Origin of the sequence: Bordetella tumbae, assembly GCF_965139195.1 — a bacterium.
In the GTDB taxonomy this organism is placed as follows: domain Bacteria; phylum Pseudomonadota; class Gammaproteobacteria; order Burkholderiales; family Burkholderiaceae_B; genus Bordetella_A; species Bordetella_A tumbae.
In genome coordinates this window covers 668,226-689,613 of record NZ_CBCSJH010000001.1, presented here as the reverse complement: position 1 = coordinate 689,613, position 21,388 = coordinate 668,226, and the positions used below count along the sequence as shown (strand labels likewise).

16 protein-coding genes are annotated in these 21,388 nt (G+C 56.9%); 3 read left to right on the top strand and 13 right to left on the bottom strand.

Annotated features, from left to right (window positions below):
- Together ACNA0J_RS03290 and ACNA0J_RS03285 are read left to right on the top strand one after the other, a co-directional pair.
- Nucleotides 1-1,221, top strand: a complete 1,221-nt coding sequence (locus ACNA0J_RS03290) for an FAD-dependent oxidoreductase (RefSeq protein ID WP_415816334.1) — start codon at nt 1-3, stop codon at nt 1,219-1,221.
- A 4-nt stretch (nt 1,222-1,225) separates the two neighbouring features.
- Entirely contained in the window at nt 1,226-1,927 is a 702-nt protein-coding gene (locus ACNA0J_RS03285) for an isochorismatase family protein (protein WP_415816332.1), read from the top strand.
- 79 nt (nt 1,928-2,006) lie between these two features.
- Here the strand turns inward: ACNA0J_RS03285 and ACNA0J_RS03280 are convergent, their stop codons facing one another.
- From ACNA0J_RS03280 to ACNA0J_RS03245, 8 genes are all read right to left on the bottom strand, one after another.
- The gene (locus ACNA0J_RS03280; protein ID WP_415816330.1) at nt 2,007-3,716 is read right to left on the bottom strand and encodes a long-chain-fatty-acid--CoA ligase; all 1,710 of its coding nucleotides are present in this window, start codon (nt 3,714-3,716) and stop codon (nt 2,007-2,009) included.
- A gap of 30 nt (nt 3,717-3,746) precedes the next feature.
- A complete protein-coding gene (locus ACNA0J_RS03275; protein ID WP_415816328.1) occupies nt 3,747-4,730 on the bottom strand; it encodes a Bug family tripartite tricarboxylate transporter substrate binding protein in 984 nt (327 codons plus the stop codon).
- A 72-nt stretch (nt 4,731-4,802) separates the two neighbouring features.
- Nucleotides 4,803-5,951 (bottom strand): acyl-CoA dehydrogenase family protein, encoded by a 1,149-nt coding sequence (locus ACNA0J_RS03270; protein WP_415816326.1) that lies wholly within the window; start codon nt 5,949-5,951, stop codon nt 4,803-4,805.
- An 11-nt stretch (nt 5,952-5,962) separates the two neighbouring features.
- Entirely contained in the window at nt 5,963-7,159 is a 1,197-nt protein-coding gene (locus ACNA0J_RS03265) for an acyl-CoA dehydrogenase family protein (RefSeq protein ID WP_415816324.1), read from the bottom strand.
- A 115-nt stretch (nt 7,160-7,274) separates the two neighbouring features.
- A complete protein-coding gene (locus tag ACNA0J_RS03260) occupies nt 7,275-8,192 on the bottom strand; it encodes an SDR family NAD(P)-dependent oxidoreductase (protein ID WP_415816322.1) in 918 nt (305 codons plus the stop codon).
- Between the two features lie 14 nt (nt 8,193-8,206).
- Nucleotides 8,207-9,079, bottom strand: coding sequence for a MaoC family dehydratase (locus tag ACNA0J_RS03255; protein WP_415816320.1), 873 nt, complete (start codon nt 9,077-9,079; stop codon nt 8,207-8,209).
- A complete protein-coding gene (locus ACNA0J_RS03250; protein ID WP_415816318.1) occupies nt 9,076-9,486 on the bottom strand; it encodes a Zn-ribbon domain-containing OB-fold protein in 411 nt (136 codons plus the stop codon). Before ACNA0J_RS03250 ends, ACNA0J_RS03255 begins: the two co-directional genes overlap by 4 nt.
- Before the next feature lie 4 nt (nt 9,487-9,490).
- Complete coding sequence (locus tag ACNA0J_RS03245; RefSeq protein WP_415816316.1) at nt 9,491-10,654, bottom strand: thiolase domain-containing protein; 1,164 nt, start codon at nt 10,652-10,654, stop codon at nt 9,491-9,493.
- A 246-nt stretch (nt 10,655-10,900) separates the two neighbouring features.
- Here ACNA0J_RS03245 and ACNA0J_RS03240 point away from each other — a divergent pair, with 246 nt between their 5' ends.
- A complete protein-coding gene (locus ACNA0J_RS03240) occupies nt 10,901-11,614 on the top strand; it encodes a GntR family transcriptional regulator (protein ID WP_415816314.1) in 714 nt (237 codons plus the stop codon).
- A gap of 551 nt (nt 11,615-12,165) precedes the next feature.
- On the opposite strand, the gene ACNA0J_RS03235 is transcribed toward ACNA0J_RS03240, so the two are convergent.
- The 5 genes from ACNA0J_RS03235 to ACNA0J_RS03215 form a co-directional block, all read right to left on the bottom strand.
- Nucleotides 12,166-13,251 (bottom strand): DNA-binding transcriptional response regulator, encoded by a 1,086-nt coding sequence (locus ACNA0J_RS03235; RefSeq protein ID WP_415816312.1) that lies wholly within the window; start codon nt 13,249-13,251, stop codon nt 12,166-12,168.
- The gene (locus ACNA0J_RS03230) at nt 13,248-15,449 is read right to left on the bottom strand and encodes a sensor histidine kinase (RefSeq protein WP_415816310.1); all 2,202 of its coding nucleotides are present in this window, start codon (nt 15,447-15,449) and stop codon (nt 13,248-13,250) included. Before ACNA0J_RS03230 ends, ACNA0J_RS03235 begins: the two co-directional genes overlap by 4 nt.
- A gap of 262 nt (nt 15,450-15,711) precedes the next feature.
- Nucleotides 15,712-17,781, bottom strand: coding sequence for an AIPR family protein (locus ACNA0J_RS03225; protein WP_415816308.1), 2,070 nt, complete (start codon nt 17,779-17,781; stop codon nt 15,712-15,714).
- Nucleotides 17,781-18,746 (bottom strand): PD-(D/E)XK motif protein, encoded by a 966-nt coding sequence (locus tag ACNA0J_RS03220; RefSeq protein ID WP_415816306.1) that lies wholly within the window; start codon nt 18,744-18,746, stop codon nt 17,781-17,783. Before ACNA0J_RS03220 ends, ACNA0J_RS03225 begins: the two co-directional genes overlap by 1 nt.
- On the bottom strand, nt 18,739-21,384 hold the full coding sequence (locus ACNA0J_RS03215; RefSeq protein WP_415816304.1) for a Z1 domain-containing protein: 2,646 nt from the start codon (nt 21,382-21,384) through the stop codon (nt 18,739-18,741). The genes ACNA0J_RS03220 and ACNA0J_RS03215 overlap by 8 nt, the downstream gene beginning before the upstream one ends.
- Nucleotides 21,385-21,388: the final 4 nt, after the last annotated feature.

The window sequence follows — 21,388 nt, the reverse complement described above, 5'->3', positions numbered from 1 at the left end:
ATGTCTGATTCTAAAAACACTCGCCCTCGGCCGCACGTGATTATTGCGGGTGCCGGAATGGGAGGGCTCACCCTCGCAATCGCTTTGTTGAAAAAAGGGTTCGACGTCGACATCTATGAGCAGTCGTCCGAGTTGCGCGAGGTAGGCGCGGGATTGTGGATCTCCGCGAATGGCGCGCGGGTCATGGCGGCGCTTGGCCTGACCGAAACACTGCAGCGCATCAATCTTCCGCCGAAGGACCGGCTTATCCGGTACTGGAGGACCGGTGAGGGAAAATCAGTCTACCACCGGCAAGCCAGTACGTCCAAGGCAGACCATACGCTGATTCAAGTGTTGCGGGCAGAACTGCAGCGCGTACTGTATGAAGCGGTTATCAGCATCAAGCCAGATGCGGTTCATTTTGGGGCTCGCTCGCTCGGCGCTGAAACCGTCAATGGGCGCGCCCGGCTGCTGCTCGACGATGGCCGCCATGTAGATGGCGATGTGGTCGTCGGCTGCGATGGCGCGCACTCCCGGGTCCGTCAGTCGATGTTCGGTCCCGCGCCCGCCCGCTATACCGGTGCGCTGGCCTGGCGCGGGTTGGCGCCGATGAGAAACCTGAAACCGCAGCACCGCGAGGCCCTGGCCTCCACATGGGTAGGGCCCACAGCGCATGTCACCACGTACCCGGTCCAGCGCGATGGCGAAATGTTTGTCAGTTTCTCGGCCCAGGTCGATAGCGATACTTGGCACACCGAGTCATGGTCCGAGAAAGGCGATCTCGCCGATGCACTGAACGATTTCGCGGGCTGGCACCAGGACATCATCGATCTGTTCGTCGGATCGGAAAACCTGTTCCGCTGGGGTTTGTTCGTCCGTGATCCGCTTGAATCATGGTCGAAGGGGCATGTGACCCTGGTTGGGGATGCCTGCCATTCCATGACACCCTACCTGGGGATGGGGGTGAACCTGACCATGGAGGATGCTTTCGTTCTGTCACGTTGCCTGGAGCAAAATGCGGACAATATTCCCGAAGCGCTGCAAAGATACGATCGCGCCCGGATCGACCGCGCCAACCGCACCAAGGCCGAGTCGCTGAACATGTTCGGCATATTCCATAGCCCCGATCTGGCGGAAAGCGCCACCGCTTGGCCGTACATCCATAAGCACTGGTCAGAGCAGGCCGTCAGTGAGCGCTACGACTGGCTGCTTCAGTACGACGCTACCTCTGTGGAGATCTGACACCATGAATGAAGTTCAGGGACAACGTGTACGCCCCTGGGATGGGGTCATCCCAGACGAGGAGCTCAACATATACCGGAAGGCAGGCTGGGGAGCGCAGACCGGTATAGGCCAGCGCCCCGCACTGCTGGTTATCGATGTGCAATATCGTTCGATGGGTTACGAGCCTATGCCGATTGAGCAGGCCATCAAGACCATGCCTACCAGTTGCGGTGAGCACGGCTGGCGCGCCGTACCACATATCGCCCAACTGTTAGCCGAGTTCCGAAGAATAGGCGCACCCGTGCTGTATCCGCATGTCGCCCCGAAACGATCCCACGATCGTGGCCAGTTCGAAGCCAAGGTACCCGGCGTCATGAACGTGTCGGCGCCTGACTATGACTTCGTCAAAGAAGTCAGTCCACAGGAAGGCGACATCCAGATTCCAAAACACCAGGCAAGCGCCTTTCACGGTACTGCACTTGCAAGCTACCTAGTTGGCCTTGGCGTGGACACGGTGGTAGTCACGGGCTGCACAACCAGCGGTTGTGTCAGGGCCACCGTGGTTGATGCTTGCGCACTGAACTATAAGGTGGTGGTACCCCAGGACGCCGTTTATGATCGGTCGCAGATATCTCACGCGGTGAACTTGTTCGACATGGCAAGCAAGTACGCCGATGTAATGCCTACAGTGGATTTGGTAAGCCTTTTGCAGGCTGGCGGTTAACTTCGCGCCAAGGAGATCGGGTTGCCTATTTTGGCAACCCTTTTCCATTTCGGAGCCCTGATCCGAAGAATGCAGGCCGTTAATCGGATGGTTCTACAGACACTGCGCGATTGGATATGGCAGGGCCGTCAATCTGCACAGCCGCGGCTCGATCCTTGGCTCGCTCGGCCTCCTGAAGTTGCCTCCATGCAATCTTCCCAGTGGCCAATTTTGGGAGCTCGTCCACGAAATCCACCAGCCGGGGGTATTTGTAGGCTGCCATCCTCGCCTTACACCAAAGGATTATGTCCGCAGCCGATACACGCTCCTTTGCTGCTTCATCCAGCACTATCACCGCCTTCACCGTCTCGCCCCGATACGCATCGCTGGCAGCTATCACGCACGCTTCGCGCACATCCGGATGCTCGTAAAGCAATGCCTCGATTTCCGTCGGCCATACCTTGTAGCCGGACGCATTGACCATGCGCTTGAGCCGGTCGACGATGAAAAAATAGCCATCCTCGTCCACATAGCCTAGATCGCCACTGCGAAAGAAGCGTTCCCCGTCCAGCTCAATGAATGCTTCGCGCGTCGCCCGTTCGTTTTGCCAGTAGCCATTGAACATCTTATCGCTGGAAATGACGATCTCGCCCACCTCCCCTTGCGGAAGCTCACGTAGGCTCTCGGGATCCACAATGCGCGCATCCGTGTCGAAGAGAGGTACACCCAAGCATTGATGCTTAAAGTGCGCCGCCGGGTTGCCCATAAAGGGCATGCCCTCGGAGAGGCCGTAGCCTTCCAGAAAATCGACTCCCATCAGCGCCTTGATGCGTTCCCCCACCGCTTGGGGCATGCCGGCCCCGCCGCCGCCAAGACGTCTAAGCGAGCGCAGATCATAGTTGGCGATCTGCGGACTTGCCAGGAAGTCAATAAGCATGGTCGGCATCGTATTCCAATGCGTCACCCTGTGCCTAGCAATCAGTTCGGCGGCAGCGTCCCGATTCCAGCGCTGCAGAAGGACCAGCGTCCCGCCAACGTAAATAGGAACGTTCATCATGTTCTGCATGCCCGTGATATGAAAGAAAGGTAGCGCCGCCAAGACTACCGTTTCCGACTGCATGCCCATCCAATGCGCCACTGTGTTGGTGCTCGCCATCATCGATTGATGCGTATGCATGCAACCTTTGGGACTGCCGGTGGTCCCCGAGCTGTAGAGGATCACCGCCAATTGTGCAGGGTCATGCGCGACAGGATAGCTTGGCACGCGCCTGGCCGTCATGGCAGACTCGAAGTCATACACTGCTGGCGCCGCAGCGGGCGGCAGTCGAGCTGGGGTGTCGCCCGTCGACGCCTGTCTGTTGGCGACAATCACCGCCACAAGATCTGCGGCGCCGTCCATGGCCAACAGTTCGTCCAGGTTCTCCTTGCTACAGAAGGCGACACGCGCCTCGCTGTCGGCTCGATAGTGCCCGATCTCCCCACGCTTGTTCATCGGATTCACGGGTACCAGCGCGGCGCCGACGCGCAGGATCGCGTAGTAGGCGATGATGAACTCGCGGCAGTTCTGCATGTACACCATGACCCGCTCCGCGCCTTGGACGCCCAGGTCTTGTTCCAGGAAGCCTGCCACCCAGTCAACCTGACAGAGCAGCTCACGGTACGTCAAGGAGCCAAACGCGTCTATTAAGACCGTTTTTTCGGGGAAGCGGGTCGCCGATACGACCAAGTTGAAGTAAAGGTTCGTGGCTGGCGTCGTCAACTGATACGGAAGATGCTGAGGCCAAGCACGGATATTTTTCGGTTTCGTCATGGAACCTTCTCCACATTCATTGGAAGGCGGTCAATCGAGGGCGATATTGAAATCGGCGATCGCCTTAGCCCAGGTTTGCCGGTCGTGGGCCACGCGCTTGCCGAAGGCTTCTTCATCGGCTCCGGTCGGCTCCTGTCCGGTCGCCAAAATACGCTGCGCAATATCCTGACGCTGCACGGCTCTGGTGATAGCTCGCGATAGCTGCGCCACGATAGCTTTAGGGGTGCCAACAGGGGCGAAGACGCCACACCATCCGCTGGCATTCATTTCGGGGAAGCCAGCTTCGATAAAGGTGGGCACGTTTGGAAGCAGAACTGACCGCGTGGGGTTCGCCACAGCAAGTATGCGAATCTTGTCGGCATCGGCATACTGCTTGTATGTGCCGACGGCGCCCCAACCGCTTGTGACGCGGCCTGCGAGAACGTCCTGCAACGCAGGCATCTCCCCGCTATAGGGAACGTGCAGCAGTTTGATTCCGGCATGCTGGGAGAACTGCTCTGCCCAGATGTGCGCCGAAGTCCCTTTTCCGTAAGAACCGTAGCTCAGCGTCTCAGGCTCCGTCTTCGCAAGTGCGACGAACGAGTTCAAATCGGTCACCGGCACGTTGCTGCCCACCCCGAACACGACCGGCGTATTAGACACTTCTGCAACAGGAGCGAGATCGCTCAACCGGTAGGATGGCTTCTTGTGCAGCAGATCGGCCTGCAGGACGCCCGTGTGCGTGACAAGCAGCGTATACCCATCGGGTTCCGCTTGCGACACGGTTGTAGCAGCGATCATTCCGCCTGCACCGGTCCTGTTCTCCACAACGACTGGCTGCTTGAACTCCTTGGTGAGTTCGTCACCGAGGATTCGCGTGATCGTGTCAATGCTGCCTCCCGGGTTGGTTGGCACGATAAGCTTGATAGGCCTAGTGGGAAAGTCGGATTGTGCGACAGCCAAGGTACCCGCTGATGTCAGCGCAGCAGCAATAATGAGACTCCTGCAACACGAGGAAAAAATGCGACGCTTCATGATGACTCCTTTGCTGTATCGAACAAGGAAACCAGTCGGTTACCGTGGGGAAGGAAATGAGCCCATACCAGTTCAAGTCACGGCGCTATCGTCAAAAAAAGGCTGCGCAGAGAACCGGGCCAGGTGATGGTCCGTGTCCCCCAACATCAGTTCGATTACCGTAAGCCTCTTGACGTAGTGGGCGACGGGCAGTTCGTCCGAAAGCCCCATCCCGCCATGCAACTGCACAGCTTGCTGAGCGATGAACTTCAGGGCCTGCCCGACACGCGCCTTCGCGGCTGATGCCATCCGCCTACGATTCTGCGCATCGGTGGCAGCCGACAGCTTCGCTGCTGCCAGCGTGGCGATGGCGCGCGCCTGGGCCAGATGGATAGCCATGTCTACCATGCGGTGCTGCAATACCTGAAAGCTGCCAATTGGCACACCGAACTGCTGACGCGTTTTCAAGTACGCGAGCGTCGCAGCGTTCAGGGAACCCATGGCCCCGAGGGCTTCACCGCACAACAGCACGATGCCGTAGTCAGTCCCGGCCTCCAGAAGCTCCCATCCAGCGCCTTCGGGGCATAGCAAGAGCGACGCCGGCAAGCGGACATTCGATAGTTCGACGTCGGCCGCGCGCATGCCGTCGATGGTTCGGTATTCGCGCATGGAGACACCAGGCGTGTCGGTCGGCAGTAGAAAAAGGGAGATGCCGCTCGTTTCACGCTGCGCGCCCGAAGTGCGGACAGACACAATTAGGTGGTCGGCTTGCGCGCCATGTGTCACGACCGTTTTCATGCCGTCGAGCACGTAGTCGCCCTCGCTCGCCCTAGCAGTTGTCGCGATGTCGAACAGGTCGTGCCTAGATTGCCGTTCTCCTAGTGCGCAAGCCAGCTTGAGCCGGCCTGCCGCGACCTCTTCCAGCCGCGCGTCATGTCCGCCCGACAGTTTGAGGATCTCCGCGCCCATCGCCGTTGAGAAGCAAGGCTCGACCACCAGACCGCGCCCTAGCTCCTCCATCACGATCAACATGTCCACGGCGCTGCCGTCGAATCCGCCCACGGACGACGGCAAGGCCAATGCCATAGCGCCGAGTTCGGCCAGCGCGCGCCACGCTTTTTCGGATGTGCCGAGCTCGCCATGGATGGTAGTGCGGCGCTGCTCGAAGCCGTAGTCCTTTTCAATCCAGCGGCGTAGCGCGTCGGCGAATTGTTGTTGTTCCTGCGTATAGTCGAAGTTCATGATGACTCTCCTTACAGGCCCAGTACGAGCTTGGCGACGACGTTCTTCTGGATTTCGTTAGAGCCGCCGTAGATCGCGATCTTTCGATGGTTTAGGTACAGCGACGCGAGGGGCGCCGCGTCATCGTTCTGCGTGATGCAGTGTGCTCGTTCCCCGGCGAGGAACGCAGGATCAAAGGGTGCACCATAGGGCCCCACCGCCTCGAGCATCAGCTCGGTGATAGCCAGTTGGATCTCACTACCCTTGATCTTCAACATGGAAGCCTCCGGAGCCGGCGACGTCCGGTGACTCTCCTGAGAGATGGTCTTCTGTACGAGCATTTCAAGCGCCATCAACTCGATCTCCAAGGAGGCCACCTTGGTGGCGAACACCGGATCCCTCATCAACGACTCACCATTCTTGCGCTGCTTGTGTGCCAACCGTTTGAGCAACCGCAACTCTCGCTTGGAGCGCCCAACGGCGGCGATGTTGGTGCGTTCATGTCCCAGGAGGTACTTGGCATAGGTCCACCCCCGGTTCTCCTCGCCGATCAAATTGTCCACCGGCACCCGGACGTTATCGAAGAACACTTCGTTAACCTCGTGCTCCTCATCGAGCATAATGATGGGTCGCACCGTGATGCCGGGGCTGTTCATGTCGATCAACAAGAAGGAAATTCCTTCCTGCTTGCGCGCCTTCGAATCGGTACGCACAAGGCAGAAGATCATGTTGGCGTACTGCGCCCACGTCGTCCAAGTCTTCTGGCCATTCACGACGTAGTGATCGCCGATGCGTTCGGCGCGGGTCTTAACCGCAGCCAGGTCGGAGCCAGCATCCGGCTCCGAATAGCCCTGACACCACCAGTCGTCGCAGTTCAGAATACGCGGCAGGTAATGGCGCTTCTGCGCTTCACTGCCGAAGGCCATGATGACTGGCGCCACCATGTTGACGCCAAAAGGCATGATGATCGGAGCACCGGCCACAGCGCACGCCTCGTCCCAGATGTGGCGCTGCACTGCTGTCCAACCGGTTCCACCGTAATCAACTGGCCAACTGCTCCCCACCCATCCTTGAGCGGCCACGATTCTGTGCCAACGCACGAAATCCTCACGACTCAGCCGCCTGTGATTGAGCACCTTGTCTCGTAGATCCTCTGGCAAATTCTGCTGCAGCCATGCCACCACGGTATCGCGGAATGCCAGGTCCTGCGGGCTATATGTCAGGTCCACGTTATCTCCAATTATGACTATTTCGACTCAAAGAGGGGACAAGGCACACCGCCATTCGCGACACAGTGGCATCGCTATGTCGCAGGTACCCCAACCGGTAGCATTACGCCGATGCTTAGATGGGCGGCCAGTTGAAGACGTCCACCGTCTCCTCTAGTGGCGTGAGCGCGCTGCGCACCGCTGGCAGCGCATGCTCGGCGATGCTTTGCACCGTCCAGCCTTCGGACTGGTGTACGGACTTGACCGGGCGCGGCTGGCTCATGAGCATGATTTCGTTGCCACGTACGGCGAACACCTGGCCATTGACATCCGCGGCCAAGTCACTGGCCAGAAAGACCGCTAGGGGCGCAACTTTGGCCGGGGTCATCAATTGCTGCTTGCGCTCGGCTGCCAACCTCTGGGCGTCGGTCGTGATGGGCACTGACGCGACCATGCGTCCCCAGGCGAACGGTGCGATGCAGTTGGAGCGCACTCCCGAACGCTGCAGATCAATGGCGATTGTGCGCGATAGACCAACGATGCCCATCTTGGCAGCCGCATAGTTGGCCTGCGCGCGGTTGCCAACTAGCCCCGAAGTCGACGTCATGTGGACGAAGGACCCTCCGCCCTGCTCCTTGAAGAACCCAGCTGCTGCTCTGCTGGTATAGAAGGAGCCGTACAAATGCACCTTCATGACGGCGTCCCATTCTTCTTCGCTCATCTTATGGAAGAAGCGGTCTCGCAGAATACCGGCATTGTTGACGACGCAGTCGATTCGACCGAAGCTGTCGACCGCCTGTTGGATCAGGCGTTGCGCGCCTTCGCGCGTGGCAATGGAGTCCGTATTGGCGACAGCATCGCCGCCCGCAGCGCAGATTTCCGCCACCACCGCCGCTGCCGGCCCTGCATCACTTCCCTCGCCACTGAGTGACACACCGATGTCGTTAACCACCACGCGCGCGCCAGCTTGCGCCAACTGAAGTGCGATGTCGCGGCCGATACCGCCTCCGGCTCCTGTGACCACAGCTACCTTGCCTAACATGGATTCGTTCATGAATTCACCTTTAATCATTTAAAACGCGCCTGCGCGTGGCTGATCACCACGACGCCACGCGCAACCACGTGGCCCTCGAGTGCCACGTGGCTACCCTCGTCCCACATTCGGAATTCGATCTCCTCGGTCGGGTAGACCGGCGCCGAAAAGCGTGCGTCCAGACCGGTCAGCCGTTGTGCGTCGCTCGCGGCGAAGGCCCGGATGGCCGCCATGGTCGCGAAGCCATAGGTCGCTAGCCCATGCAGGATGGGTCCGGGAAAGCCTGCCTGCTGCGCCGCCTGCGGGTCGATATGCAGTCGATTGTTGTCGCCGCAAAGCCGATACAGCAACGCGGCATCGGCACGCACGGAGTACTGCACGCGCAGGTCCGGCTCGCGCGCCGGCGAAGCGACCAGCGCCGGCAGCGGTTCGTCGCCCAAGACGAGATCGTCTGCCCCGGTCGCCGAAAACCCCCCATCGCCGCGACAGAAGAACAGTTGCCAAGCGCGCCCGTAGCGATCGCCGCTCTCCGACTGCAGCGTTTTGCACACTGTTATCAGTGCACCCTTTCCCGCCCCCTTATCGACAATGCGGCACACACGCGAGATACCAACGACGCGGCCCTGTGCAGGAAGGGGACGCTCCAACGCAATCCGCTGCTCGCCATGGACGAGGCGCGCGGCATCGATCTCCATCGACTTCTCATCACGCGCCCAGAAACCTGGAGAGGCGATAACGGCGGCCATGGAAGGAACGGCCACCTGGTTGGTCTCGTCCACCAGTTGCAGTTGACGTGCGTCGAGAGGATCGGACACGGCGCCAACAGCCAGCGCATAGAGCGCCGAGTCACGCGCGCTGTAGTCGTGGACGACTGTGCGGGTCCAGGCACTGACAGCATCGAGGTTCACGTTCGCTCTCCCACTTGCTCCAGCACGAAGACCGGCACCCTGACGCTGCCAGCACGGCCGAATGCAACCTGCACCAAGGCGCCGACGGCAACCTCCTCGGGTGCCGCATCCACTATATTGCTGAGCATGCGCACGCCTTCCTCCAGCTCAACGAAGGCCAACACCTGCCGGTCCGAGGCCGCACCAGTCACGGTGTACGTATAGATGTGACCCCGGCCGCTGGCTTCGACCCAATCCACTTCCGCCGAAAAGCAATGCGGACAACTGTAGCGAGGGTAGTAGTGAGCGCGCCCGCAGACGCGGCAACGACCGTACAGGAGACGGCCCTGCGCGGCGGCGACGAAGAAGGCTTCGTTTTCGGGATTGGTGGCAGGAGCTGGCCACTCGCGGTCATCTGAGAGAAACATGTGATCAATTCCGTCCAAGAATGAGTGTGGCGCTGCCGTGGCGGGCGCCTAGGTTGCCGCCCGTGCCCTGCGCCAAGGCGATCTCGCATTCGGGCACTTGCACATTGGGATGGGCTTCGCCGCGCAACTGACGTACCGCCTCGATCACTTTGGTAATTCCGCCGCGATTGGCCGGATGGTTGTTGCATAGTCCTCCGCCGTCGGTGTTGAAGGGAAGCCGGCCAACGCCGGAGATGAGATTGCCGTCCTGCACAAAGCGCCCACCTTCGCCCTTGGGGCAAAAGCCCAGATCTTCTAGCTGGAGCAGCACCGTAATAGTGAAACTGTCGTAGATTGACGCGTACTGGATGTCTGCCGGCTTCACGCCGGCCTCGGTGAAGGCCTGCGCTCCCGACTGCGCCGCGCCGGTGACCAGTAGGTCTTCCCAGCCGCTGTAAACGCCGCGCACCGCTTCGCCCGCGCCAAGCACGCTCACCACTGGGCGCGCCAGGCTACGCGCAATCTCGGGACGGGTGACCACCAGCGCACCGCCTCCGTCGCTAACCACACAGCAGTCGAGCCGATGGAGTGGGTTCGCAACCAACGGTGAGTTGATGACGTCCTCGACTGTCACGAGCTGCCGCAGCATCGCATGGGGGTTGTGTTGTGCATGCGTAGAGGCTGCAACCTTGATCCAGGCCAGTTGCTCGGCCGTCGTCCCGTGTTCGTACATGTGGCGGCGCGCGACAAGCGCGTAACCGGCTAGGGTGTTCATGCCGAAAGGTTGTTCGAAGGCGGCGTCCGGCGAGGCGGCGCCATATTCGCGGGGCTTGGCCATTGACGGATCGGTGCGTGGTTTACCGGCCAATGTAATCAGGGCGACATTGCACTTGCCCGTCACGATAGCCTGAGCCGCGTGCGCGACATGGACGAGGTAGGACGACCCGCCCGTCTCCGTGGTGTCCAGGTGCTTCACCCGCAGTCCTAGGTAGTCCAGCATTGAGAGAGGCCCCAGCCCCGGCACATCTCCGGCACAGAAGTAAGCATCGACGTCCTTGATGGAAAGCCCCGCATCAGCCAGTGCGCCTCGCGCGCATTCGGCATGCAACTGGGCAACCGAGTGGTGTTCTGCTTTTCGAAGCGGGTGTTCGAAGGCGCCCGCGATGCACGCTTTTCCCTTGATGGTCATGAGAAGACTTCCGAATGAGACGGCGCCATTTGTGGAGCTGTCCAGCAGGCTCCGTGCTAATAGTCCGTGCTGTATTTGTCGAAATATTCTGCTGAACAGAATATCGTTCTGTATTCAGGACTGAATTCTGTCCTAAGTTCAGAAAAAGCGCAATAGGGTTAGAATGGATATACGCTGGTGTCTTTCGACCCCCAACCCCAGGGGCATTTGCGACCGCCCTTCCGAGAAGACTCACCCTTTGATCGAATGAACGCCTCTATCTCTGCTGTAGACGATCGCGCAATACCTGAAAAAATTGGTGCAACGGTTTACGAAGCGCTGCGTGCAAAAGCAATCACCCACTCCTTTCTTCCTGGCGAACGCCTGAACGAAGGCGTGCTGGCTAACGAACTACGCGTTTCGCGTACTCCGTTACGGGAAGCGCTCAACCGGCTGACTACAGAAGGCTTTTTGCGCTCTGTATCTGGGAAAGGTTTCTTCTTTAGGGAGCTCGACCCAAAGGAGCTTTTTGATCTGTACGAATTGCGTTTGACGGTTGAACTAGCGGCGGTGCAATTGGCTGCCACGCGCGCGAGTACTGAGCAAATTGATTCACTCGCGGCAATGGTGGGCGACGACGCGACCAGAGAGGAATGTTCGGCAGCAGAGTTAGTGGCGCAGGACGAGCAGTTTCACGAGCGCCTCGTTGCATTGGCCGGAAACGTTGAGATGTGCCGCCTACTGGACAACATCAATGCGCGCATACAATTCGTGCGCTGGATCGATGTGGGTACGCCGACTCGCCGGGCCACGCACCATGACCACAAGGCGATTGTGCAAGCATTGAAGGACGGCAACATCAAGTCTTGCACGGCGCGGCTAAGGAAGCACATCGAGCGCCGCCAAGACGAGATCATCGACGCAGCTCATACCCGCATTGCTCAGTTGTTCACTGAACGCGCATCTCGCGTGCGTCGCTGATCTTATCGACGGGCAGGTGCGCGAATGTACTCGGACAGGCACTTCCGAACGCAATGTGATCGAGCCAATGCAGGAACACATGAGCTTCACGAAATTGGCAGATACCGCTCTGAAGCGGTGCCGCTGTCCGCCTGGACTGTGCCCATTCGGTCATCAACGAGTCCTGCAAGACTTTGTGATTAAAGAGATTTAAAACGACTGACATTTGTTACTACCGTCGTTTTTACCGTGCGCTGGCGAAAGCATTGCGTCACAAGAGATTCCGGGCGATTTGCAGACCAACAACGGCAGGCAACTGTATTGCCAATCAGCGTTAACATACCTCAACGAGGCGGGTCGCGATCAAGTCAAAAAACCAGTTTTCGAGAACTTGAGATGTGACATGCGAGGGTGAAATGAGCAGGACACTTTTACCGTCAATTTGTGAGTGCTGGACAACTCAAGAGTAGTCCAGCAAACTCCGAGTGATGGCGCTGGCGATTGGATCAATCAGCGCCAGGATAGCCCGGATAAAGAAGCCGGAGAGCAGACTAGGGAAGTCCAATTCCAGACTAATCACTCGAGTAGTCTGGGGTTCCAATCCGGCTGAAGTAAGCTCCGAAGCGCTCCACTAGGGAAGGAACGAACAGCGGTGACAGCGAGGCGAACCGAAGCGGCGTCAACTCATCGAATGCCTGCTCGGCTGCAATAGCCTTCAAATGGTGAAACTTGACCATCCATGGTCCTCTGGGCTGACCAGCCTCATCCCGCATCGGATACAGGAAATGCTGTTTGGGCATACCTTCATGCTGTATAAGCTTCTTGATTGCTCTCTCAGCTTTTTCAACCTTATCTTGGGCAGCCATGTCGTTCCACTTATTGGAGATATCGTCACAGGACGCAAGTAGGATCGTGGAGACCTTACTGCGATGAGCCAAGTCACAGCGCGGGGTAACGACGACCCATGTGCCTCCCTCGTATTGAACAAGGTCACCTGTATCCAGTCTCGTCTTCAAGGGAGGGACGAAGTAGGCCTCCTCCGGATGGGTCGCATCGTCGCCTGCATTCAGCAAGGAGTCGTGTACATGCGCGACTATATGGCGCGCAACAACGTCGGACAGACTCGATCCCTCTACGCTCGAACTGGTCCAGTGACGCCAACGCGGCCAGATAGAACGAAAGAACACCTTGGCCGTCTCACGGTTGTATGCACTCTTTGCATCTCTCAAGCGCAGGAAGACATCCTTGTGCTCCCTCAGCCAGGTGAAGACCTGCTCCATGCCATCGGCCTTATCCATGACACGGACCTGCGGGCAATCGTAGCTGGCAGTGTCCGCATCAGCTTGCTGCCCCGTATAGACCACTACGCCGAGCGGCTGGACTTCGATGATGTGGCGAACCAGATCATTGCCCTGACTGTTATTGTCAGTGACACCTGGCTCAACCTGCAACCGCAGATCCACGACCACGGCATCAAGCCGATGCAAATCAAGTTGCCGTTTGGCATCCATGACATTCTTGGACGTCGTCATCTGGATGCGAAAACCATTGTTCTCTTCATCTGCATTATGGGCGGCAATGGCGTCCTCCCATTCGCATATCTTCGAGTCCTCATCTTCAACAACGAGGATCTTCAATTCTGGAACTGTAGATGTCATTTCTGTGGAGCCCTCTGCATCTCAATCACGAAAGTTGTCTGATCGGCCCCAGCGTCAAAGGCGACATCCCCCTTGCTCGCGCGCATTGCTTCCCTGGCAATAGCGAGCCCAATCCCAGAGCCCTCCGTCTTTAGGGAAAAGCCAGGGCTGAACATCCGCGCATGGAACCGCTCGTCGATCAAAGGTCCATTGTTCGAAATCGAAATACGGACGTACTTCTTTGACTGGTTGACAGAAAAGACCAACCTTCTCGGCCTTGTAGGGCTCGTTCCGAGCCAATGCACGGCGTTGTCGACGATGTTGAGAACCGCAGCCATAAGATCGGACTCATAGCCGACAACCAGCGCGACCGGTTCAGGCAGGTCATAGGTCACATCAACAGCCGTGTCGGTGATCGCATCGCCAAAGAGTGCCACGCATCGATCCAGGACCTCCTGGACGCTGAATACCTTGGGACGTCCACGCTTTTTCCCTGAAATGGGATCAAGCGACTTGAACAGCTTGCTCAGATGTCCGGCCGACTGACTGATTGAACCGGCCTCCTTTCCGAATGAAGCTCTAAAGTGTTTCCCGAAGGCACTTTGCTCCTCAAGCCGAGGCGCTCCGTCGACGAGCCTCTTGGAACGTGTAGAGATGTCGGACAGGAATCGACGCCCATCATGCAGCACTTGGGCAACGACCAAACCGAGCGCCGACCTGGAAGCCAGGGCTTGCTGATAGGTCTCAAGTTCGTCGATCGATGTCTTCAATGCAGCACTGTCCTGCTTAATCGCGCGTTCGATCTTCTCCCGATACTTGAGTGGTAGACCCGCTACCACCCTACTCGTCGCACGCAAATTAGCCTTGCTTCTGACTTCACCGGTATCAACGGTCGTCTTCCTACTGAGACCAGCGTTTTGCCGAAAATCCTGTCGCACCGACTCAACATGAGCAAGCACGTCGGCTATCAAGCGCTTGAGTCGGACGAATGAGCCATTGTGTTCAAGACCTTCCCGGCTGCTCCGTTCGACAAGACCTGACGCGTTCTCATCAGGAATCTCGACGACGCCCCAGACTTGGTTCAGACCTAGCTTTCGCGAGGGATTCTGGACCCTCATGCGCTCCAGTTCGAGCCAATCAGTCTCAGCGTCGCCGTAGGGACGGATTCGGAAACCTCCTCGATAGATGCCTATCCCGATGTTCTCATCGAGCACTCGTCTTGCATCAAGGCGGCCGATAGAACCCAAACCCAGCTTCTGGAACAACTCCACGATCGCATCGCCTTCGCGATCGTAGATGTTCAATCTCAGACTGACCTTGCCACAAGGTTCTTCTTCCGCAGTCAGCTCCGATGCGGGAATATCGATCGACTGGGGTTTGGCGTCTCCACGCTGGTTAACGAAGGACCCCTTGAAACGACCCTTCGCATCGAACGTGCCCTTCACCATGTAATGGAAAACACGGTCAATGCTGAACGGCCGGATCTCAGTGGGATCCCGCGAGCCAGAATCCCCACTCTCAATCAGGTCAAGTGTGCCAGAAACCAGCGGCGGGCCATCGAAGCCGTGTACGTCATGCTTGAACCCAGACAAGTCGAGGTATATCCGAAAGTCCCCTTCCTTGGTCGTTATGGGTGACACCATGCGACGCAGCTCGCGCACCAGAGCTTCCAGTTGCTTCTTCGTCCAAAGGTCTCTCAGTGCCCTGATCTGCAGGGTAACCCCAGGCACTTCACCACGCTCACCAGGCTTGGTAGCCAGGTCAATGTCCACCTCGTCGAGGTACTTGGACTGCTCAAAGCGCCTCCAGTCGATCTCAACTTCACTGACTTCAAGCCGGCGCCCCGATGCCTTGTGAGCAGCCCGGAGATGAAGCAGCCGCCCGAGCCGAGCTGTGGCGAAGCGGCCGACGCCCTTGGCACCGAGCATAGTGCGGCCGCCGGGACTGAGACGTCGCTCCACCTTGTCGCTGGTCGCAGGCTCGAACCACTTGTCGACCAAGTCTGCGGCCGACATGCCATGACCAGCGTCCGTCACCGTGATAAGACCTACATCTCCCTCCCAGCGCCCGTCCCCCGGCGGAACGATCGCGATGTGTACGGAGGGCGAGTCAGCATCAAAAGCGTTCTTTACCAGTTCGATGAGAGCCGCCTCGGGACCACTGATGAGCTGGTCCCCGATGGTCCTGATTATCCTTGCTCGAGGTCTCAAACGCGGCATTGGCTCTCCCAGCTTGATGTTTTCGCACGATTATATCAGGCATGGTAACAATATTTTTCAAAACAGTCTGTTCACCATACTATTCACTTGAGCGTTGGTATCGAACCTTGCTGAGAATAGGCACCGGGCCGCTCGATCATCAAGAAGCGCTCCTTCGTCACGCTTATTACTCACCTTGAACCGTTCACCCTCCATCTGGACATATGACTTGCAGCGAACACACATATCTTGGCCCAGTCCCACGAATTACATGGCGGCATTATCACTTCTCAACAAGAACACCTGCCGTGCGTCCTCTGTCGAGCACGTCGAGAAGAACTGCACATTGCTTCTCAGTAGGTACTTTTACAGGAATCTGCATTGCCACCTTGAAAATCCCAGCTTCCTTGGGTGTAAGAAACTCTCTGTCTAGAAGAGCTTGGTAAATGCGAGCCCATTCGTTTGCTGGCACAGTCAGCACTTTCCTTTGCGTCTCGATGCCATTGTCGATCCGCTGGGTTTGCTTCGCGGACCGCACTGTCGCAATCTGCTCTTCGTACGAAACGAGTTGATCGTAGAATTCCTTCGGAAGGATATCCGCGATGGCTTCGGCACGCGACTGTATCCTCGTCCAGCACGCTTCCTTCTTACACCACTCCGAAATATTGGAGATCCCATGAGGTGGGCTGATGATGTCATCGTTCACCACCTTCGACACCACAGCGATAGTACTCTCTAGTACAGAATCGACCATCTGCGCCTTCCATATTTCTAGGAAATCGATACTCTGCTTTTCACGCTTCGCAATATCGCCGAGTACCGCCAAGGTATAGGCCACGATGTTTGCCCGATACCCGCCGCTGTACCAAGGCTGCGCGGACACGATACGTTCCGTGGCTCGGAAGATCAGACCACGAGCGACAGCTCTCTTAAAATAGAACTCATTGAAACCATCGGACGATTTCTCCCACTCGGCACCAATTCGGGCGGCGTAGCGTGCAAAGTTCTTCTGGGAGCCTAGATTTACCCATCTTGGATGCTCATCCCAGACATTCTCGAATTTCGCGAGATCCGTCTTGGTGAACATCTGAGGTTTGGGATGCTCGACCTTGAAGCGCTTCTGTTCTGCCGAGGTGAGTTTTGACTGTGCATCAGCATACTGGCCACGTGCGCGTTCGTAGAACCAACGAGTTTCACGTGGGGATCCCTTTTGTGCCGGTGCCCAGATGCGTCTCGAAAACCCCTCCATCCGAACATGGAATGGATGATTCGAAAAGAAGTCGGCAGCATTCACTCGATTCTGGGTGTTCGCATACTCCGATATCTTCGGCACAACCATCTCGCTTTGCTGGCTGTTGATGACGGACAGCTTCATCTGAACAAATATCTGGGAAAGGTCAGCCTTGTCTCGCTTTCTCGTGTGAAATAAGGATGCGGTTGTCTGTCCACCATTGACGATCTGAAGATCGACAATCTTTGTAATCGCCAGACCGGAATCCGTTTCCTCTGTCTCTACACTCTGCGCAGTGGCCGTAATTCCGTTGTTGTAGGCGAAGAACATTCCTGGATCGTTCAGGATCGTTGCCCGTATACCCTGGTTTACATTACCGCGAGCCTGCAGGAATGTCCGGACATTCTGTTCCAGCAGGCGCGCTCCGAAACTTCCGTACAAGGTTGCCAGCACATCTGCTGGCATGACCATGAGATAGGACTGGTAGGCATCGGTTGTCAAGTGAGCAGGAAGGCAGGCGATGCCTTGCCCGAACATCTGCTCGAAGTCGAGATCGAGTGGTTCCTTGTGACTGCGTGAGCTTCGCTGACGCTGAAGTCGTGAAATATCCCATACGTGATAACTCGTGGGAACACCAGCAACCTCTCCATCTGGAAGGCTCTGCACCGCCCCGCTGAGCGTACGCTCCGAGAAAAGAATAAGGTTGAGCGAACTGAAAGAACCTCTGCGATCGTCAATCTGTTTGGCAAGGCCATATTCCGGCGACGTGACTTCCAGATCGTCGGCCAAATTTCTGTCGATACTCGCGTCGAAGAAGTTGGCAACGCGCTTGAATGCCGCATCCACGTCTGTCCTTGTCAGGGACATCAGTTCGTTGCGGGACTCAAAATCTGCGATGAAGAGGTCCAGGGCGCCCTCATCATTGAACCAATAGCCGTCCACACGCACTCCGCGTAACGCCCGAAAATGACAAAGTTCGAAGCCTTCCGTAAAGCCTGTTTCGACAAGTTCTGCAGCGATGGTTTCCATGAACTCGTCGAGTTGAAACCTGCCATTGGCCTCGGCCCCCGCCAGCAGTTCCTGCCGAAAGTCGTGGAAGAACTCTTCGCTGGTCTGCTCCATCACTCTCCTCCGAAAATAACCGCCCCGTCACACTCGTATTCAGCAATCGCTTCCAGCCTTATGTCATAGGCAACGTTGGCGATCCCTGGCGGCAGCTGAGATCGCATGAGACACGGAAAGCCGTCATTGATTCGATAGCTGCGCACGTCACTGACGACAAAGCGCGGCTCATCATACTCAGGAAGAGGCGCATAACCGTGCGCCATCAGCTTTCGATCAAAGGCCTCGGCGGCCTCGGCTTCGTCGAGCAGGGCCTGGACTGCAGTGATAATCTCGTTGAGAGACCGAGCCCCTTCGGCGCCAGCCAAACTGCTTAGGCGGTACACGCGCAAGAACAACGCATCGTTCAGGGATTCAAGCTGGTCTTCCGATGAAATGCGGATACTGCTGCGTTCAGCGCCAGATAGGGATTTAACCTCGACAGCCGTATTGCCGAAGATGAAATCCTGATGCGACCGTTCCGGACCAAGCCAGGCATCCACTGCTTCATGAATAGACATTCCCTGTTCGACCAGTTCCAACAGAAAAATAAGTTCAGCAAAAAGGCCTCGAACGGCCTCGATGGAAAGATGCTGACTCCGGCCCGAGAGGAAAGTCTTCCAACGACGGATATGCACCAGCGAAACTGCCAGAGAACTCGCCGAATCGGTGGAGTGCTCCAGAGCCGATACCAGAGTACGGCACAGACCCGCGAAAAGATCACGATCCACCTGTTTTTCAAGAGCAAGAACCAAGTGTTGCTCCCCAGTGCCACCTGCACGAAGATCGACGTCAATGCCTTTTGCCGTGACCATGTTCTTCCGATACTGTTCTGTATGATCACCCTGTAGTTCTACAATGAACAGACAAGAGCCACCGGCATCGCGTCCCCAGAAGCAAGGGACGGCCGTAGTCACTGCAACCTGACGGACATTGAAGTCCTTACTGGGAACAGCGATTTCATCCCAAGGAGAAGACTCAGTCATCGTGATCCTCCTCTTGATCGGGATCATCGTTATAGCCCTGCATCTGCTCAAGCCAAACCTTGTTCACAACGACCTTAATGGTCGTCAAATAGTCTCCATAAGGGAAACTCATGCCAAAGGCAGCAATCGGCCCCGTCACTGCATCGCCCTTGGGTTCCAGACTGTGAATCATGAGGAGTGGCCTTTTCCTCGCCATGCGGTAATGGGTGTCGGACACAGCTCCTGACTTATCGTCACGATCAGCCTCTGCCTTCGCCTCAGCAAGTTGGGGATCACTGAGCCCTAGCTTCTCATCACCACGCGAAGCGACTCTGTCTTTGTTCAGACGCCATGCGCTACCGTCCGGTTGACCGATCCCGACGACGCGCTCCTGATTCTTCAAAGCGAATGGAGCTTCCCCACCCGACCCTCCCTTCGGAGAAATCAGCAGGACATCTGCCAGCGGATGCTTCGCTGCAATCCGTTCAAGATAGCTCACTACATCCGATTTCATTCCTGAAAACTTCGCATGACATTCGAAGCGTGTGAGGAAATCACCGATCACCTCGACTCGGACATCTCTGAAGATCACACCTTTATCGGTAGCCTTCTCCTGTTGCCCGCCAAAGCCACTCCGCCAATAGTCAGCGATCAGTGCAAAGTTCTTGGCATTTACATCTGGATCTATGGGGACAATATAGCTTTCACGCAGTCGCCCACTGAAACTCTGCTCTACGGTGACTTCCTTGCCGGATCGCATCTTGTTTGCAGCCGTGATCAGCAAACTGTCTGGATGCGAGCGCACGTAAAAACCAAAATCTTCCGGACTGAGGCGATCTCGCCGCATGCGCTTTACCTGTTGGACAAGCTCTTCCGCTGCTTCGGCAATGTGGGAATACCAGTTGATGGAATCGCGTGACAAATGGACTCGGCAGAGATCCTCAAATCCAGGCCGGTAACCAAACCAGCGCCCCATCTGCATGAGCGTGTCGTACATCTTCGTATTACGGTACATGTAGCTGACGGTCAACCCCTCGATCGTCAAACCTCGCGAAAGACTCAGACCGCCAACGGCAACTGCTGTCAGCCCAATGCCTTCCTTCTCGTACCGGCTGTAATCAAGCACCTCGTCACTCTTGCTGTTGATCACATACAGGTGAAGGTTTTCGAAGACACCGTTAAGACCGACTTTCACCTCTTCCCAAGTAACACCAGCATCTGCATATTCGGTATAGAAGGCTTCTTTCAGACCTTGCATGTACATGTTTCTTGAAGAAACCTCTTCCGGCATCGCATAGTTGGCCAGCACCGCCTCCCTGATCTTCTTCTCCCTGAGGCTCAGAAAGTCGCGCACAGCCTTTTGTATCGGCACAAAGCGCGAGACATTGACCATCATCGAGCAATGCTTTCTTGCCTGTCCACGCAAGTTCCGGATGGCGCGAGCGACGACGAATGTGTCAAGGGCTCGATAGAGACTGGGTGGCAACTCTGGGATTGGATCGTCGCGCCTATGCGAATAAGGGATCAGATCCTCGCAATCATCGATTGGCCTGACGATCGACTCGCTTGTCGCTTCGTCGAGGAACACCTTCTCCGCACCGAAATAGGTGGTAGGTGCATCCAGGCAATAGATGAAGTCACGAGGAAAAAGCTCTTCCCTGACATCATCTCCATACGCGTCCGGATTAATAAAGATGTTGGCGAAAGGAGTAGCGGTATATCCTACATAACAGGACTTTGCGAACAGCCCCAGGATGCGGCGAATCATCGCATTCGTCCGGGTCGGGTCCAGGTCCTCCTTGTTCGTGTTGATCGATGCGTTGTCCGCCTCGTCATCAATCAACAGCATGGGCACATCGGAAATACGGTCATTCCCTTCAGCGTTCAGTTCCTTCAACCATTTGTGCAGAGCCGTGAGCGTCGTGACGTTCTTCTTGATGATCAGGATGATCGGCTTGCTGAAGTCGTTTATCTTCCAACCGCTCTTGGCTGCTGTATTCTTGTTGAAGTCTTCGTTGATGTTGGTGAGTGTCGCCGCACCGGGATAACCTGGATCAAGACCGACGCCAATTTTGCGGCGATCCTCTGGATCACTCGATCGTCCGATGAAAGCCTCATCGATACGTTGCTGCGTTTGTCTGCGGAGATTATTGTGAATGCCAGCAATGACAATGATGAACTTGTAACCGGCATCCGCTGCACGGGCTATCAGCCCCGTGTAATTGGCCGTCTTTCCTGATTGCACATGACCAATGACCAAGCCTCGACGGTTCCAGCTCGTGCCTTCGCTCAACGGATCCTGAAGATGGCCAAGAATGCGGCCCGTCACATCGCCCAGAGACTGAACCATCTGAGGTGGCCAACCCTCGTTTCGCAGGAATTCCTCGTATGCCTCGGCATAGGTCCAATCAATGTCATCTCGCTTGTGAATCCATTGATCATCATGCTTCGCATTGACATCAACCAGTGATACCCCAGCCCCCATGCGGGTCACAACTGACTCCATCGCCTCCGTGACGATATTACGAAGATCCCCCGTATAACCAAAGATTCCCGCAATCTGTATTGCCTTTTCCTCCACCTGTTCACGGGTTGGCGGTTCCGCCATATTGGCCAGACCCGAAATGAGTGCGTTGGCAATGTTCCGTTCTTCGGTCATGGCT

Coding starts and splice junctions, on each gene's coding strand:
- ACNA0J_RS03290 (WP_415816334.1), top strand. CDS start 1: ATGTCTGATTCTAAAAACACTCGCCCTCGGCCGCACGTGATTATTGCG.
- ACNA0J_RS03285 (WP_415816332.1), top strand. CDS start 1,226: ATGAATGAAGTTCAGGGACAACGTGTACGCCCCTGGGATGGGGTCATC.
- ACNA0J_RS03280 (WP_415816330.1), bottom strand. CDS start 3,716: ATGACGAAACCGAAAAATATCCGTGCTTGGCCTCAGCATCTTCCGTAT.
- ACNA0J_RS03275 (WP_415816328.1), bottom strand. CDS start 4,730: ATGAAGCGTCGCATTTTTTCCTCGTGTTGCAGGAGTCTCATTATTGCT.
- ACNA0J_RS03270 (WP_415816326.1), bottom strand. CDS start 5,951: ATGAACTTCGACTATACGCAGGAACAACAACAATTCGCCGACGCGCTA.
- ACNA0J_RS03260 (WP_415816322.1), bottom strand. CDS start 8,192: ATGAACGAATCCATGTTAGGCAAGGTAGCTGTGGTCACAGGAGCCGGA.
- ACNA0J_RS03250 (WP_415816318.1), bottom strand. CDS start 9,486: ATGTTTCTCTCAGATGACCGCGAGTGGCCAGCTCCTGCCACCAATCCC.
- ACNA0J_RS03245 (WP_415816316.1), bottom strand. CDS start 10,654: ATGACCATCAAGGGAAAAGCGTGCATCGCGGGCGCCTTCGAACACCCG.
- ACNA0J_RS03240 (WP_415816314.1), top strand. CDS start 10,901: ATGAACGCCTCTATCTCTGCTGTAGACGATCGCGCAATACCTGAAAAA.
- ACNA0J_RS03235 (WP_415816312.1), bottom strand. CDS start 13,251: ATGACATCTACAGTTCCAGAATTGAAGATCCTCGTTGTTGAAGATGAG.
- ACNA0J_RS03230 (WP_415816310.1), bottom strand. CDS start 15,449: ATGCCGCGTTTGAGACCTCGAGCAAGGATAATCAGGACCATCGGGGAC.
- ACNA0J_RS03225 (WP_415816308.1), bottom strand. CDS start 17,781: ATGGAGCAGACCAGCGAAGAGTTCTTCCACGACTTTCGGCAGGAACTG.
- ACNA0J_RS03220 (WP_415816306.1), bottom strand. CDS start 18,746: ATGACTGAGTCTTCTCCTTGGGATGAAATCGCTGTTCCCAGTAAGGAC.
- ACNA0J_RS03215 (WP_415816304.1), bottom strand. CDS start 21,384: ATGACCGAAGAACGGAACATTGCCAACGCACTCATTTCGGGTCTGGCC.